The organism is Gottfriedia sp. NPDC057991, assembly GCF_042886615.1.
Classification (GTDB): Bacteria; Bacillota; Bacilli; order Bacillales; family Bacillaceae_G; genus Gottfriedia.
Genome location: NZ_JBHVQN010000003.1, coordinates 344497 through 361167, shown reverse-complemented (window position 1 = coordinate 361167; position 16671 = coordinate 344497). Strand labels below are relative to the sequence as shown.

The window sequence follows — 16671 nt, the reverse complement described above, 5'->3', positions numbered from 1 at the left end:
GAAAAAATTAGTAATTTTAGAATAATATTCTTGCCTTATGTCAAATCAGAAGAAAATGATAATAAAAATTGAATTTCTAGTCACAGTGACATAGTCTAGGTGGACACATAAGTAGGAAGAAAGTAATAGGTTAATTGGAAGACATTGAAACTGTGGTAATTTGATAAAAAATGAAGTAATCATTAATTAGATTACTTTATTCAGAGTGTTAAAATAGTCAATAGGAAAAACGGACATTAAACGTACATTTATTAATGATGAAATTATTATTTTTTGGATGATCTATATTTTTAAAATTTTATTTTGATTTTCTTAGTCTTTTTAATGCATAACGATAACTAGATCGAACACTTGATTCATTCATATTTAGGCTATATGCGATTTGTGGAAACTCATGATTGTAATAGAAACGTCTAATTAGAATTTGTTTCTGTAGGGGGGAAATACCATCTAGAAAACTTATAAAATGATCTAGTGAAAATACCTCGTCGTAATAAATTACATCCCCATGGTTTTGTTCTACGACTACATTTCGTTCATCATATTTAATTGCCTTTGATAGCTCATTTAGTAAATAGCCTCTTACTGTAACAAAAGCATAATTTGAAAAGCTCCCTTTATCACTTTGATAGTGTTGATAAGCCATCCATAAGGCTATTTGACCAATTTGATAATATTCATCAAAGTTTTTGTATATATGTAGCTTTTTCATAGTTGATTTTATCATTCGGGAATACTGGTTTAAGCATTCCTCAAATGTACTTGGCTTCAATTTTCCTGAAAAAACTTCATAAACTAAATGTTCTTCACTACATTTCATGTTTAATGCCTTTCTTAAAGGCATGCCCTTATGTTTATTCCGCGGTGAAGTAACTATATAAAAATATAAGAAATATATCATATTTGGAAACATCAATTAAGAATAAAAAAATAGAGTGAAAGTTGAGTATTGAATTTAAAACTTTAAATTTGCCAGAAATAATCAAATGAAATTTTATCTATTTATATTTTTAAAAGAAGTAAAGTTTACTAAAACACTGGCTAAACGGTCATAGAAGTTTCAAAAATACTGAAAGATAATTTTGATATAATCGATATGTAAAAAATCCTCAAAGGAGGCATATATGTCAAAATTAGATTATGTTGTAACGTATGAAACAATGCTGATTGAAGCTGCAGATCATCCAGAGTATCTAACCAAAATAACAGACAAAAACAAAGGAGTAATCTATTCAAAACGGCCAATGAAAGCAATCTTGAAAGAATCTGCTCTCTACCATAATCAATCTATTAAAGGTCATCTCGAAGTCGTAAAAAGTAAATATCCAACTATGAAAAAGATTCCTCTTATGATTAATCCCACATTATCAATTATTATGATTCCTACATCTTCGCAAAATAACATATCTTGTAAATGGCTAAATTTTATCCAAATAAATAAATATATAAAAGAGAAAAGAAAAACAAAAATACAGTTTAGAAATGGAGAGGAGAGGACATTACCAGTTTCTTATTACATTTTTGATAAACAAATTAGTAAAGCCACAAAGATTATTAGTATGTATTTAAGTCAGAAAGTAGAATATAAGCTAAAATCAGATGAAGAAAAGTTAATGATGATTAAGGAGTTAATAGAAGGATATTCTTCTGATGGGTAGGCTAGAGGCAAGTTGTTTTAGGGGTCAGGAAATACAAAAAGCAGGCCTTAAGATCTTATTTGATCATAAATCCTGCTTTCAAACTATTTAAATCTATGTTTTAATTATGCCTTAAATAACTTCTTGATCAGGTATTCTGATTGTCCATTGTGAGAACGCATTTATTTCTACTAGTTCTTTAGGGAAGATAAATGTCCATGGTTTACTCGTATTTGCCTGGATTGTTAATGGAGGTAGTGTGAATAAACCTTTCGCAATTATTTCCCCATTCTCATTTAACATTTCTAGTGGTAGTAATTCTAGATTAACAGCTTGTGTTGATCCATTTCGAACTAAAATATTAACGCCTAAGTTTCCTTCTTCATTATAGCTTGCTCGTAAAGCATGTAAGCTCACTTCATTTATACGTAACTTAGGTAAAGAATTTACAAGATTGCTCAATTCTGTAATTTGTTCTTCAGAAAGTCGGCCTTCCCATGATGGATCTATATCTAATCTGTGGATAGTTTTTGATAAATCAAATGCTAATTCAAATCCTGTTTCAGGTAAATCCTCTTTTAGTAAATACTCTCGTTCAAATACAAAGCGCCAAGGTCGGCTACTGCAAGGAGGCATTTCGCCAAGCTCTTCCAATCTAAATCCTTTTTTAGCTAACAGTTCTCCATCTTCACTAATCAATAAAAGAATAGCATCTTCTAAACGGACTAATTTTTCTAAACTGTTGCGAACGAATGCTGTAACAGTTGCACTACCGTCATCATTAGTTTCAAGTTCGATTGCAGATAATGATAATTGATTTGGTTTTAAAGGAGAAAGCTCGTTATTTAAAAATTGATAAACATAACGCTTTTCGTCTTCAATATGCATTAATGGATGGAATGAGATTTTAGGGAAAATTTCAACCACTTCGTTTTCTTCAACTTGAACTGCTTGATCAGTAGATGTTTGTTGCAATAAATCGCTCGATGAAACTGTTGAATCTTTACCTTTTTGTAATAAACGCTTAATCGATGATAACATTTTGTTTTACTACCCCCTGTGGACAAGATAATTCTTGAAATGTTGAAGCAAGACTTGCTGATATTTCTTGTTGTATTGAGTTATAAGTATGTTCAAACAGAGTAAATCCCTCAAATTCATATAGTCGAACTGGATCTTCTTGTTGATACTGTCTTAAGTGTATCCCCTCAATCAATTGTTGTAAATGCTCTAAATGTTCAGTCCAATATAAATCTATAGTACTTAATGCCGTGCTTTTTAAAATACTAATAAGTTTTACTTTTTTCTCTTCCTCCATACCACTTAATACATCTTTATATACTGAATAAGCTTCTTTTACGTTATGCCAAATCTCTTGTTCAGTATTAAAATGTTCAATATCTATTCGAAGTGGTGGTATAAGTTGTTCAAGTGCTGTTTTTCCTCCAAGTAAATCCCAATCTTCAGGTGTACTATCTTTAGGATAGAATTGCATTAATAAGTGATCAACAGTTACTTCAACTTGACCAATAAACCAGTCTATACCAATTTCATTTTGCAAAAAATTATTTCTTAACTGATAAATGATACGGCGATGTTCATTCGCAACACCATCTAATTTAAGCTGCCAATCACGAATTGAGGACTGTTTTTCTTCGCAAAACTTTTGTGTAGATGAAACAAAGTCATGTATTGTAGAATTTAGTAGCTTACCAAATTGATCAGCTTGTAGATTCTTATATAATTTCTCTAGCTTTTCTGGATTATATTTTACAAATAATTCATCCTCTAAAGATAGATAGAATTGAGATGAACCAGTATCTCCTTGTCGCCCTGCACGCCCTTTTAATTGTAAATCAATACGCTCACTTTCATGACGTTCGGTTCCAATTACATGAAGACCACCTAAATCTGATACACCTTCATCTAATAAGATATCAGTCCCCCGACCTGCCATGTTGGTTGAAATGGTAATCATGCACTTCCGACCAGCTAGAGCAATCATATTTGCTTCTTCTTCAACATTTTTTGCATTAAGGAGCTGAAACTTAATCGAATCTTTTTCTAATAATTCCGCGAAAATTTCAGATTGACGAATGGAGGTTGTTCCAATTAGAATTGGTTGTCCCTTATTGTGTCGTAATTTTACATCAGCCAGAACTGCTCTGAGTTTTTCTTCTGTTTTTTCAAACACAATATCCTCGTGGTCAATACGGATTACCGGTTTATTAGTAGGAATACGAATAACTTCCATGTTATAAACAGGTAGGAGTTCTTTTTCTTCCGTCTTCGCAGTTCCAGTCATGCCAGAAAGAATTGGGTACATACGGAAATAATTTTGTATTGTTACAGATGCAACGGTATGATTTTCTTCAGTTGTTATTAATCCTTCTTTTGCCTCGATTGCTTGATGGAGACCGTTACTTAATGAGCGTCCTTCCATAATCCGGCCAGTAAATAAGTTAATTAGTCGAATCTCGCCATCTTGAACAATATAATCAACATCGCGTTCAAATGTTAAATAGGCTCGCAATGCGTTATGAACATAATGGAAAAGTGTTGTATGTTCTAGGTCATATAAATTTTCAATCATAAAGGCTTTTTCAATCTTTGAAATACCTTCTTCAGTTAAAGTAATTGCATTAGTTTCTTCATCTAAAAAATAATCTCTATCTTTTATAAACGTACGAATAAAGCGCGCACATAGCGAGTATAAGTGTGAATGCGCGGGTTTTTTTCCGGCAATAATTAGTGGTGTTTTTGCTTCATCTATTAATATTGAGTCAACTTCATCAATAATTGCATAATGATATGGACGTTGAACTTGTTCAACTAAAGAAGTGACCATATTATCGCGTAAATAATCAAAACCAAACTCTGTTCCAATTCCATAAGTAATATCTGCATTGTATGCAGCTTTTTTAGCTTCCAAAGTTAAATTGGGAATGTTCAAACCTACTGTAAGACCTAAAAATTTGTGAATTTGCCCAATTTGATCCGCATCGCGTCGGGCTAAATATTCGTTTATGGTAATAATATGAACGCCTTTTCCTTCAAGCGCACGAGTATAGGCAGGTAATGAAGAAACCAATGTTTTTCCTTCCCCAGTTGGCATTTCGGCAATATTTCCATCTAGTAATGCAAGTCCGCCGATCAATTGAACATCATAATGGCGCATCCCTAAAACACGTTTTGATGCTTCACGCACTAGAGCAAAAGCATCTATCGTAATTTCAGGAATAACAGCTTCTTTATTAGAAGTTTTTTGCTTTAATAGATAAGTAAATTTACGTAAAGCTTCATCGGTTAGACTTTCAAAGAATGGTTCCTTTGAATTAATCTCTTGAACAACTTTTTCATACTCTTTTAATTTCCGATTGCCAATAATTTTTTGCAAAGTCTGGATCAAGGGTGTTCCCTCCTAAGCTGGTAATCTATCAAACCTCTTCTTTAAATGTAACATAAGTTTTAGGGGACTCAAGGTGTAAATAGTGGGAATTCATTGAAAAGATTGAAAATTTAATTGTTAACAATAGAGTAAGAACTATTAGCATTCAAAATATAGCAAAGCAATCTTTAAGTAAAAATAACTAGATAATTTCAAAATGTGACAAATTGCTTACTTCCTATTATATATAATCTTAGTAGTTTCATATTAATAGTCTACTAAGATATGAGGGAGAGAGCTTAATTGAAGACAAAGATCGGTATAATCTTTTCTGCTGCAATACTTTTAACAAGTATATTTAGTTCACCATCGTTGAAACACAGAGGCACTAAACATGAGACCAATTTAATAAGTAATAATGAAGTAAAAGCTGCAACAAATCAAAAGAGTAGTGGACAATCAACACTTCAAAAGGTTGAGACAAATCAACAAAAAAAATGGGAAGCACTTCAACTGAATCCGCTCCCAAGTAGTAAAAACCTATCGTATAGTTTCAGTAATAGTACAAAAGTTTTTACAAAGCCTTTCCCAGAGCAGTATCAAACTATTAATGGAATATTGAGCTTTCGGGGCGGACCTTTCCGAAATAATGGTTCGATGGGAACGACAGTTATTTCAAAGCAAAAGTTAGTTAAGAGCTGGTCTTTTCAAACTTCTTCTTCATCTGATGGGGCGGGGGTTCAGGATGGACTGGTCAACCTAGCGTAATTGAATGGAAACCACAAGAACAAAAAATTATGAATTTATATTCTCAATTTAAAACAAAGTCAAACTTTAAAGAAGTAGTTTATGGGTCTTTAGATGGAAGAGTTTACTTTTTAGATTTGATAACAGGTAAGAAAACAAGAAATCCAATTAATATTCAAAATCCGATTAAGGGTAGTGTGGCTCTTGATCCACGTGGTTATCCTCTTTTATACGTTGGACAAGGTATACCACAAACCGGAAAAATAGGTATGAGGATTTTTAGTCTAATTGATGGCTCTCAATTAGCATTTATTCCTGGAATAGATTCTTATTCTTTCCGTGGTTGGGGTGCTTTTGATGGCTCTGCGTTATTTAACCGAGATGATGATGCCATGTTAGTTGGCGGGGAAAATGGACTAGTTTATTTTATAAAACTAAATACTAAATATGATCCAAAGGCTAAAAAGATAAAAATTTCTCCAGTCATTTCAAAATATCGATATAAACTAAAAAATAATTCTTACCAAGGTATTGAAAATTCAGTAGCGGTATTCAAAAACATTGCATATTTCGCCGATAATGGTGGTGGTATTCAAGCGCTGGATATTATTAAGAAAAGGCCAATTTGGGCAAATAATGCATATGACGATACGGATGCGTCAATTGTCATTGAGAATTCTAATGGTACACCGTTTTTATACACAGGTTCCGAAATCGATAAACAAGGAACTAAGGGTTATGCACGCATTCAAAAGTTAAATGGACTTACTGGTAAAGTAATTTGGGAGAAGAAAATACCAGGTTATTCCATAAAAGGTAATCATCCAGTTAATGGTGGACTGTTGGCGACTCCAATTGTTGGAACTGGACCATTAAAAGGACAGGTTATTTTTAATATTTCAAGGTATAAAACGATGAATGGTGGCTTATTAATTAGTTATGATACTGTTACTGGAAAAGAAAAATGGCATTTAGATTTACCAAATTATGCGTGGTCTTCTACAGTAGCGGTTTATACTAAAGATTATAAAGCTTACTTAATTCAAGGTGATTCTGTTGGTAACATGTACTTAATTAGTGGTAGCGGAAAAATTATTAATAAAATTAATCTAGGTGCCAATATTGAGGCCTCTCCAGTTGTAGTTGGCCAACAAGTAATTGTTGGAACTAGAGGAGGTAAATATATAAGCGTCAATATCCAATAAATATAGTGGTGAATGATCCCTAATTCCATTTGAGGAGCTAGGGATTTTTTGTTTATTTGTATAATTTTTTTTAAAACGGTCATTTCAATTGTGTTAATAACATATTAAACTTCTATTAAAATAATTGGATTTTAAGCAAATAGATTAGATAATATGATAAGTGTATCTATTTATTACTGTATTAGGGGAGTGAAAGGATTTGGCTAATAAGGGAGAAAATAAAGTTGAAAGTCGTTCAGAACATAGAAAACTTAAGAATAAGGAAGATGTTTCTAGTAGTAAACGATACTTTTCGTTAATACTCTCAATAGCTGGAGTACTAATAATAGGTGCTACAGCAATTTTTTATGTCTACCCAAAAATAATGAACGAAGGTAATATTCATCCAAAAAATGCTTCTTCAGAGGCAGTAGCAGATAAGGATGTAAAAAAAGAAACAAAAAGTGAAAAGACGACGGAAACAAAATCTAAGGAAGTTCCTAAAGAAACAACTACTAAGGAAACAAAAGTTACCGATGAAGAAAAGCAATCAAAAGATTATATTTTACCAGGTAGTAATAGTAGAAAACTAACGAATGCAGATCTAACTAAGTTAGCTCCAAATGATTTACGTTTAGCTAGAAATGAAATCTACGCTAGGCACGGTTTAGTATTTAAATCTAGTGACTTGACGATTTATTTCAGCTCGAAGTCTTGGTATAAACCTAATCCAGCATATGGCGGACAGCTTAATGATGTAGAACAATTTAATTTGAATTTAATTAAATCAAAGGAATAGTTGGATATACGAAAAATCTTAAGAGAAACACTAACAGTTCCTTCTTCAATTGTATCAAGTAATTAATTAGTAATAAGCTATAAAAAAAAGCAAAGTTCAGTGATTAATGAACTTTGCTTTTTTATTTGCTATAATACAATGCTTTTGATAAGAAAATACATACTTGTGTAGGTCTTAAAGGTTAATCTCGGTTCCTTGACTAGCTATCCATTTTAAGATTTTCTTTGCTTCATTTTCCTTTGCTACTTCTTTTACTGTCATTCCATCCACATTCTTTATTGATAAGTCTGCACCTTTTTTAATAAGGTACTGGAATGTTTTTACATCATCTACTTCATATGTTGTATCAAAAATAGGTGTTTCCCCAGAACTGTCTTGCTGGTTAATATTTGCTCCGTATTTTAGTAGTAAGTCAATTGCTTGCTTGTCTCCCATAGAAGCAGCGGCATGTAAGATTGTCCAATCATCTGCATCTCCTATAGAAGGATCAGCTCCGTTATCAAGTAATAACTTTAACATCTCCAAGTTAAGATGGTCTTCATCAGTATATGAAGTTACGAGAAGTGGAGACTCGTAGTCATCATTCAATTCATTTACGTCTGCACCTTCGTCAATTAACTGTTTAACTTGTTCAACATCGTTATCAAGTACTGCTTGCGTTAATGGTGTTTCCGCAGCTAAATATCCATCAATGAATGATTGTGCTAGTGGAATCGCTTTTTCTACTAATAAACCTGCACCGACTAAAACTCCAAACGACAATGCAAATACAGTTACAGCAATCCCGTATACACGTTTTGGTGTTTTAAATAGAATATCGCTTTCTACATTATTAAAATGATGCAAAGCGTTAATACGTTTTGGTAAAGTTGGATGGGACATTAATCGTTCACTTAACCAAATTAAAAAACCTTTTTCATTACTACTATTTAATAAATATTCACGTTGATCAATTCGTTGATAATATTTGCGACCAACTGCTAACATTGTAAGTGCTTGAGTCGATGCTTCAAAATCATTTATATAATAACTAGCCATTCGATCACTTGTATACTCACATGCACGTGAATAAGCTGAACCTAAAAAAGGAACCCAATTTGCAGGTAATACTAAAGCTTGTTTTAAAATATGATTTCGTTTAATATGTGCAAGCTCGTGTGCAATCACGAAATCAACTACTTTTGGGTTTGATTCAATCTCTTCGAATAGATCTGAATATAAAACAATCATATTCCGACCAAAGAAACGTGTAGCAAAGGCATTTAATAGTCCTCCAGATTGGATTACATAAACATCTGGTAGAAAATAAAAGCCCATTTCCTTTGAAATTTCTCTTGTTCTCAAATATACTTCTGGAAATTGTTTTTCAGTAATCTTAACACCATTTATACGTATGTGGGCAGTAAAAACTAAATGGGCAAAGAGTGGTAAAACGATTAAAACTCCTAAAATAATAAGACCAACACCACTTAAAATTAGTAATAAATAAATTGGAATACTAATAATTAAAAGTAATATAAAATAAATCGATTCTTTCCGATTAACTAACGGCTTCAATTTCTCTCCTCCTATCTCTCAATTCTTATAGTTTAACAAGTAAATGGAGAGGATGTCATACATATATTTAAGAGAAATGAAACCAATTACTTCCACTAAGTATTCAAAAAATTTCTTTTTACCCTTTAAATAAAAAATAGTATGATAGACTATAGTTTACTTTTTTAAGTATTTATTTAGATTCAATTTATATAGTAAAAACAAGCATTATTTAGAATGAAAATTTAAGGGGAAGTTAAAAATAAATGGAAACTCAGTTTAGAGAACAAAATTCCTTGTCAAGAGCGGGCATACGAACAATGCGAAAAAAACGAATACCTAGTTTTAAAAGAAAATGGATGTTTATTTTAATACCAATAATCGCGATATTAATTACACATTTAACATTAAATTACTTAAATTCGCCTAAAAGATTAGTGAAGGTTTTTGATAAAGCTGTGTCAGATAATAATTATAAAGAAGTTACACATATGCTACAAAAAGGCGGTACCGGGGCATCCCTAGATGAAGACTCAGTAATCGCATTTATGGATTACTTGAATAGCTATAATGTATTAGATAAATTAGACGATATGATTCAAAATAATAAAGTGATTAATAGTAAGTTAATAGATGGTCGTGGAAATTATGTGCTTTCAATTAAAAAGGGTAGTAAATTTTTAGGGATTTATCAAACGTATTTAATAAGTGCCCAACCATTCGAATTAAAGATTTCTTCGCCAATTGACGACATTGACTTAAAATTAAATAATCATATTACACATTTGAATACAGACGAATACGAAACAACATACCGCAAAATTTTACCTGGAAAGTACACTTTGGCTGTTTCATATAAAGGTGTTTATAGTGATGTTAAGGATGCAGTTGATATAGATTTTTCTTCTGCTACAAAAAATAAGTTATCACAGGAATTAACTTTTAATGTTAGTTATGTCCAAATCTACTCAAACGAACCTGAGGCGGAACTTTTTGTAAATGGAAAAGACACTGGGGAAAAAGTAAGTGATTTAGATCGATTTGGTCCGTTTTTATTAAATGGTAAAACAGTAGTTCACGCTGAAATTGAAAAGAATGGTGAGTTATTTAAAACGGATGATATTCCAGTTACAGGAAAATATGTGGATTTAATGTTTGATACGCCAGTTGAAAATCAGGACGATTCAGGTCAAAAAGATGGTTTCTTTGCAGGACTTAAACGATTTTTTGATAAGTATTTACCTAGTCCTAAGCCTTCTTCTGATTTAGAAGAAAAGCAACTAATCAACGGATTGTTTAATCAAAATGGCCAAGCATTCTTACAGTCTAAGGAATATCAAGACAAAATTAAGAAAAAGGATACAACGCAAAAACTCACAAGCTTTTCTATGAAAAATTCAAAGCAAGATGATTCGGGTATGATCATTACAACAAATGAGACGTATGAGATAACTGATAAAAAGGGAAAAACGAAAGTGAAAACATTCGAAATTACTTACCACTTCTCAAGAGAAAATGATGAATTAAAAATGGATCGTATAGTAGAAGTAAAAGAGCTAAAATAAATTGTAGTAATAGAGTCCAATTTAGGTTGGACTTTTTTTGTTGATTCAGAGTTGGAGGAGTCCGTAATTATTAAGCTGTGGTTAAAAGGGCAACATTCTTATTAAATGTTTATTAAAAGAAATATTTCTTTTTTCACATTTTAATGTCAAATATATGTAGTTTTAGCACATTGTTTTTTTAAATAGGAATATTCGTTATAATGTATTAAAGAGAAATGTTTGGAGGTAATGAAAAAGAATAGAATGTGGAAATTTATTAAAAGACTTCTTTTATTTACACTTCTGATGTCAATTATTGGGTTATTTGCGATCTATCGTTACTATTTCCAAGATGTGTTGAAGTATGAAACACAAGTTTATACTGAATTAAAGGCGTCTAATTTAGAAGAATACACTCCTTTATTACTAGGTCTAATGATGCAAGAAACGAAGGGGAAAGGGAAAGATCCAATGCAGGCTTCAGAATCACTAGGACTTGCTAAGGATAGTATTCATGATACTTCAAAAAGCATACAACAAGGGGTTTCACACTTTAAAGACGTGTATTCCTATGGAAAAAAACAAGGCGTTGATTTACAAACCATAATACAAAGTTACAATATGGGAATTGCCTATATTGATTTTGTAAAAACACATGGAGGCAAACATTCAGATCAACTTGCTAAAACGTATTCACTATCGATGGTGGAAACGAATCCTGAGCTTTATACGTGTAATAATAATAAGAAAAATTTCAGATATCCATATTGTTATGGTGACTTCACATATAGTCAAAAAGTAATGAAAAAAACAAAGTACTTTGAGGTTTTAGTCCCGCTTAAACATAATATAGTAGGAAAACCATAGTCCATGAAGAAGAGTAAGTGTCTTCTTTATGGACTTTTTAACTTTTTTTTTAGAATTGTGTCAATTTAGTTACAAAATGGTTGTCGTTTCGATAAAACAAAACAATTTCCTTTTTTTACCGATATAATTATTGAACAAAACAATTCAAATTCCGACATTTTATGACTTATACTTAACTTTAGTGTTAATTTTTTGTTAATTTCATTTTAAAAAATTTATAATTTATTAATTTTACTAGCTTAATAGAATTGGATTGTTTTATTCTACGGTTTAAATGTAAAAATGGTAGGAAAGGAAAGTTAGATACATGAAAAAAATGGGAAGAGTACTTTTGGTATCAACAGGCATTTTAGTAGGAACCTCCAGCATTTCCTGTCCTAATATTGGTTTGGAAACATCAAAAGCGAGTGCAGCGATCGTAAATATTAAATCGAATTATCAAACGACAGCAAATCTAAATTTAAGACAGGGTGCAGGTACAACCTATAAGTCAATTTTGACTATTCCAAAAGGAAAAGTAATTACTGCTACTCAAAGAAATGGTAAATGGTACAAAGTGACTTATAGTTCAAAAACTGGTTGGGTAAGTGGTACTTATTTAAAGGAGTATTATAAATATACTGCTCAAGCGACTGCTTATTATTTTACAAATAAAACTACTAAACTATATACAACGCCTGATAACAAAAAAGCTGCAGTATATTCTGTAGTTGTTAATAATGGGTTTTATAGTACTCAAAACATTGTAAATAGCATTGGCCAAACATGGTTCCGTGTTAGTTATAGTGGCAAAACATTGTATGTAAATAGCGCAGATGTTACGAAAAGTGCTGTAGCTACATTTGCCCAAACAAAATATAAAGCAATTAAAAATACAAGTTTATATCAAACTTATGGTATATCGTCTAAAGTGCTATCAAGTATTCCAAGTGGTACGATCATTTCATCATCAAAACGTGTTGGTAACTGGTATATCGTCACGTTTAATGGTAAAACGGGATATGTTTATATTAATAATTTTACAAAAGTAAATGAAATAAAATATGAAACAACAAGTACTGCATATTATTTTACGAAAGCAGTCACGAACTTATATACAACTCCAGATGCAACTAAACCTGTAGTAACTACAGTTAGTGGAGATAATGGCTTTACCTCAACTCAAAAAGCAACAGATTTAGTAGGGAAGCTCTGGTATCGAATTAATTACAATGGGCAAAATCTTTATGTTAAGAGTGAAGATGTAACTGCAAATAGCTTTACAACGCTTACTACTACGAATTATAAAGCACTTAATGCAACATATATATATGAATTGTTCGGCAATGCATCAAAACAGCTTATTCAAATTCCAAAGGATACAGTTATCCCGATTAGCAAAAAAATTGGTAATTGGTATAGTGTGACTTATAACGGTGTAAGTGGATATGTAAGAGCAGTGGATTTCGGAAAAAGTGATGTCGTGACAATAACTAATATAACAGATACGACATATATTACGACTTCAGAATTAAATATACGTCAAACGTATGATGCTTCTTCACCATTGCTTACAGTAATTCCCGTTAATATGATTATAATTGCGACTGATAAAGCTTCTAACAATTGGTATAAGGTTAGTTACAATGGGAAAACAGGATATGTATTTGGATCATATATCAAACAAGTTAAAACTGGTGACCCAATGACATCAAGAGATAGCTACCAGTTTATCGATCTGCGTACACCTTCGCCTGTAACTGCTACGCAAATTAATACCTATATTGCTAGTAATGTGAAAAGCGGAGCTAAGAGTATACTGACTAATCAAGGACAATTATTTATTGATGCTGGAAATAAATATGGTATAAATGCACTTTATTTAGCAGCACATGCTATTCATGAAAGTGGATTTGGTACTTCTCAAATTTCGTTAGGAAAAAATAACTTATTTGGCTTTGGTTCATATGATGCAACACCATATATAGCATCATACAAATTTATGAGTGTACAAGAAAATGTAGAGTATATTGCACGCTCAATTAAGTCTACCTATTTAAATCCAAGTAATTGGAAATATCATGGTGCGTATCTTGGTTTTAGTACAAAAGATATGAGTAATGTAAGAATAGATGCAGCGAGTGAAGGGATGAATTTTTATTACGCGACTGATCCAAACTGGGGTAATTTGATTGCTCAACATATGCAAAAAATTCTACCGTTTGATAAAGCGTATTATGATAAAGCTCAACCGAATACTACGATTCCAGGCAGTCCATCTACTCCTGTTGGTAGTGACGTATTCCCTGCTAATATCCAAGCAGTTGCAAAAGGAAACATTGATCTGTACACTGCAAAGGGAGATGCGGCTAAAGTGAAATCGATTGCAGCTGGTACCGCCTTCTTTCTTCTTGAAAAAACAAATGATTATTGGATTAAATTATCAATTGATGGGAATGTTTTTTGGACAAACAGTATCAAGTTAAATGCCTATGGTCAAACTTTATCTGTTAAAAACTTAGGTAGAACAACAGATGCTTTAAACGTGCGCTCATCTGCAACTACAGCTGAAAACAATATAATTGGTACATTGAACCTTAATACTTATGTAAGTATTGTTACAAATACAGATGGTACTTTAACAATGGATAGTACAAAAAAATGGTATAAAATCCAATTAGCGAACGGAAGCTTTGGATGGGTATCTTCAAGTTATGTTAAACAAGAATTAAAATAATTTTTTGATGGCTCAGGAAAAACTGAGCCATTTTTTTTATGAGATTTATAGAGAAATAGAAAGTTAATAAATGAAATATGATAAAATAGTTACATTGTTTCATATTTAGGTAGATTGGAGAATATACAATGAAATCTTTTTTACTGAAATTTGGCTTAATTACAGCTATAACAGTAAGTTTGTTTAATGGAAAAGCCAGTGCAGAAACAAACACAACTTGGACTTCGAAGTGTGGCGACGCTAGTAAAGTGAAATCACCTTCACTTCAACAAATTAATTGTTTGCTGACTTACGCTGCAATCAACGCTGATATTCCGCCAGAGGTCGTAAAGACAGTTGCGTGGAGGGAATCAGGGTGGAAACAATCAAAATTGTCATCCGATGGTGGAATTGGTATTATGCAAATTACAAATCAACCTAGATATGATCAGAAGCGGTTAAAAACCGATATTGCATATAATATTCAAGCTGGTGTTGAGATTTTAAACGAGAAATATAGTTGGAAACAAACAGATGGCACATACACTTTACCAAGGATTAAGGATGCGAATCGTCATACTATTGAGAACTGGTATTTTCCAATTATGGCTTATAATGGAATAAAGCGGGTTAATAGTCCAATTATTAAAACACAGGGAACTAACTATGGCAAAATAAATACTGCTGCCTATCAAGAAATTGTATTAAATTTGCTTGAAATGCAGAGTTACTTAAGGGATGAAGATGGCCCAAATATTTTAGCGAAATTCCCGTTTACGACTAGTGATTTTGATTACAGTCCTGATAGTGATGAGGATATTGTGTTCAAAGTTCCGCTTTATACAATAAATGAGGGTCTTCATGAATCTCCATATTTTATGAAAAAGGGAGATTTAGCGTATGTTACAGTGGATAAAGTTAAATTACGACCTGACTCAAGTACTTTGAAAAAAGAATTAGGAACACTTAATAAATACACAACCTTAACAATTTATGATGAATTTAAGTTTGATATAGGTAACGACCATAACCAATTCGTTTGGTTTAAAGTGAAGAGTCCAGATGGAAAGATAGGTTTTATACCATCTGCTTACCTTAATCCTATGGTAACTGGGGTTGCTAATGGAGCATTTTATAATAAAGACGTAAAAATCCATGTTAATGAGGGAGTCGCGACATTAAATGGAACTCGTATTAATAATGATTATTTGATATCAAAAGTAGGTAGCTATACACTTGTTGTAAAAAGTAAAGTGGCGAATACAACAACTATTAAATTTATGATCGATAAAACAAAACCTACAACACCAACTATGAGTACAGTTTCAGATCAATCAACTACTGTTACAGGAACAGCAGAAGCGGGTTCTACAGTTAAACTATATATTAATGGCAAGTTTCAAAAAAGCACAACAGCCGCATCAAATAAAAGCTATAAGTTTACAGTTTCAAAGCAAAAAAGTGGATCGACAGTTAGTGTAACTGCTACGGATAAAGCTGGAAATGTAAGTGCAACAAAGTCTTTAAAAGTATTAGATAAAACACCACCAGCTCTTCCAGTTGTTAATAAAGTTACTTCAAAATCAAAAACTGTAACAGGTAGTGCTGAGAAAAATGCTTCAGTGAAGGTTTATCGAGGAAGTACATTAATAGGTCAAAGCTCGGTTAATTCTAGTGGTAAATTTTCTGTGTCAATAAAAGTACAGAAAGCAAACACATATTTAAAGGTGTATGTCATTGATAAATCAGGAAACAAAAGTGTTCGTACGATTAAAGTTGTAAAATAGTTAAAATGCGATAAGGCTTTTTCTTATTGCATTGTTTTTTTTTGATTTTTTAAGTTCTTTTTGGAAAGAGTAAATATATTTGTTACAAACTTTGTATATTTGGCTTCATTTCTAATGCTAGATAAATTAGTAGACGAGAATCTGCTTTTTCATAATCTTTTTAAGATGAATGCAATTTGTTTTAATATGTGGATAACTTGTGAATAAAATTAGTATTTATCGACAGGAAGAAATGTTTAACATTTTTTATTTTGGAAGAATTTTGTCGTATCTTAATATTTCTTAGCTGCTTGTATTAATTTATAAACAAGTGGTTTGTGGATAAGTATTATATGTTATCCACAAATTGTTAATAAACTTCAGAAATTGTGGGTAATTTTCGGAATTTAAAGTGTTTTTTTTACCTTAACAAATATTTAATGATCAATATAACTTATTATTAAAGAAATTAAAAGGCCTTTTCCCAATTGAGAAAAGGCCTTTTGTT

12 protein-coding genes are annotated in these 16671 nt (G+C 31.8%); 8 read left to right on the top strand and 4 right to left on the bottom strand.

Annotated features, from left to right (window positions below):
- Positions 1-298: 298 nt before the first annotated feature.
- A complete protein-coding gene (locus ACFVR2_RS13175) occupies positions 299-820 on the bottom strand; it encodes a sigma-70 family RNA polymerase sigma factor (protein WP_387362334.1) in 522 nt (173 codons plus the stop codon).
- A 304-nt stretch (positions 821-1124) separates the two neighbouring features.
- Here ACFVR2_RS13175 and ACFVR2_RS13170 point away from each other — a divergent pair, with 304 nt between their 5' ends.
- Complete coding sequence (locus tag ACFVR2_RS13170; protein WP_387362332.1) at positions 1125-1658, top strand: competence protein ComK; 534 nt, start codon at positions 1125-1127, stop codon at positions 1656-1658.
- Between the two features lie 111 nt (positions 1659-1769).
- On the opposite strand, the gene ACFVR2_RS13165 is transcribed toward ACFVR2_RS13170, so the two are convergent.
- Both ACFVR2_RS13165 and secA2 read right to left on the bottom strand, forming a co-directional pair.
- Positions 1770-2678 (bottom strand): accessory Sec system S-layer assembly protein, encoded by a 909-nt coding sequence (locus tag ACFVR2_RS13165; protein ID WP_387362330.1) that lies wholly within the window; start codon positions 2676-2678, stop codon positions 1770-1772.
- Positions 2662-5046 (bottom strand): accessory Sec system translocase SecA2, encoded by a 2385-nt coding sequence (secA2, locus tag ACFVR2_RS13160; RefSeq protein WP_387362328.1) that lies wholly within the window; start codon positions 5044-5046, stop codon positions 2662-2664. The genes ACFVR2_RS13165 and secA2 overlap by 17 nt, the downstream gene beginning before the upstream one ends.
- A 282-nt stretch (positions 5047-5328) precedes the next feature.
- Here secA2 and ACFVR2_RS13155 point away from each other — a divergent pair, with 282 nt between their 5' ends.
- The 3 genes from ACFVR2_RS13155 (at position 5329) to ACFVR2_RS13145 (ending at position 7755) form a co-directional block, all read left to right on the top strand.
- Positions 5329-5793 carry a hypothetical protein gene (locus ACFVR2_RS13155; RefSeq protein ID WP_387362326.1) on the top strand — a complete coding sequence of 155 codons (465 nt, stop codon included), beginning with the start codon at positions 5329-5331 and terminating at the stop codon, positions 5791-5793.
- A 29-nt stretch (positions 5794-5822) separates the two neighbouring features.
- Entirely contained in the window at positions 5823-6977 is a 1155-nt protein-coding gene (locus ACFVR2_RS13150) for a PQQ-binding-like beta-propeller repeat protein (protein ID WP_387362324.1), read from the top strand.
- A 199-nt stretch (positions 6978-7176) separates the two neighbouring features.
- Complete coding sequence (locus ACFVR2_RS13145) at positions 7177-7755, top strand: YARHG domain-containing protein (protein WP_387362322.1); 579 nt, start codon at positions 7177-7179, stop codon at positions 7753-7755.
- Positions 7756-7929: 174 nt separating this feature from the next.
- Here the strand turns inward: ACFVR2_RS13145 and ACFVR2_RS13140 are convergent, their stop codons facing one another.
- A complete protein-coding gene (locus tag ACFVR2_RS13140; RefSeq protein WP_387362320.1) occupies positions 7930-9312 on the bottom strand; it encodes a M48 family metallopeptidase in 1383 nt (460 codons plus the stop codon).
- A gap of 245 nt (positions 9313-9557) precedes the next feature.
- Here ACFVR2_RS13140 and ACFVR2_RS13135 point away from each other — a divergent pair, with 245 nt between their 5' ends.
- From ACFVR2_RS13135 to ACFVR2_RS13120, 4 genes are all read left to right on the top strand, one after another.
- On the top strand, positions 9558-10856 hold the full coding sequence (locus ACFVR2_RS13135; protein ID WP_387362318.1) for a TcaA 3rd/4th domain-containing protein: 1299 nt from the start codon (positions 9558-9560) through the stop codon (positions 10854-10856).
- Positions 10857-11084: 228 nt separating this feature from the next.
- Positions 11085-11702, top strand: coding sequence for a lysozyme family protein (locus ACFVR2_RS13130; protein WP_387362317.1), 618 nt, complete (start codon positions 11085-11087; stop codon positions 11700-11702).
- 307 nt (positions 11703-12009) lie between these two features.
- Complete coding sequence (locus ACFVR2_RS13125) at positions 12010-14418, top strand: SH3 domain-containing protein (protein ID WP_387362315.1); 2409 nt, start codon at positions 12010-12012, stop codon at positions 14416-14418.
- Between the two features lie 128 nt (positions 14419-14546).
- The gene (locus ACFVR2_RS13120; RefSeq protein ID WP_387362313.1) at positions 14547-16184 is read left to right on the top strand and encodes an Ig-like domain-containing protein; all 1638 of its coding nucleotides are present in this window, start codon (positions 14547-14549) and stop codon (positions 16182-16184) included.
- Positions 16185-16671: the final 487 nt, after the last annotated feature.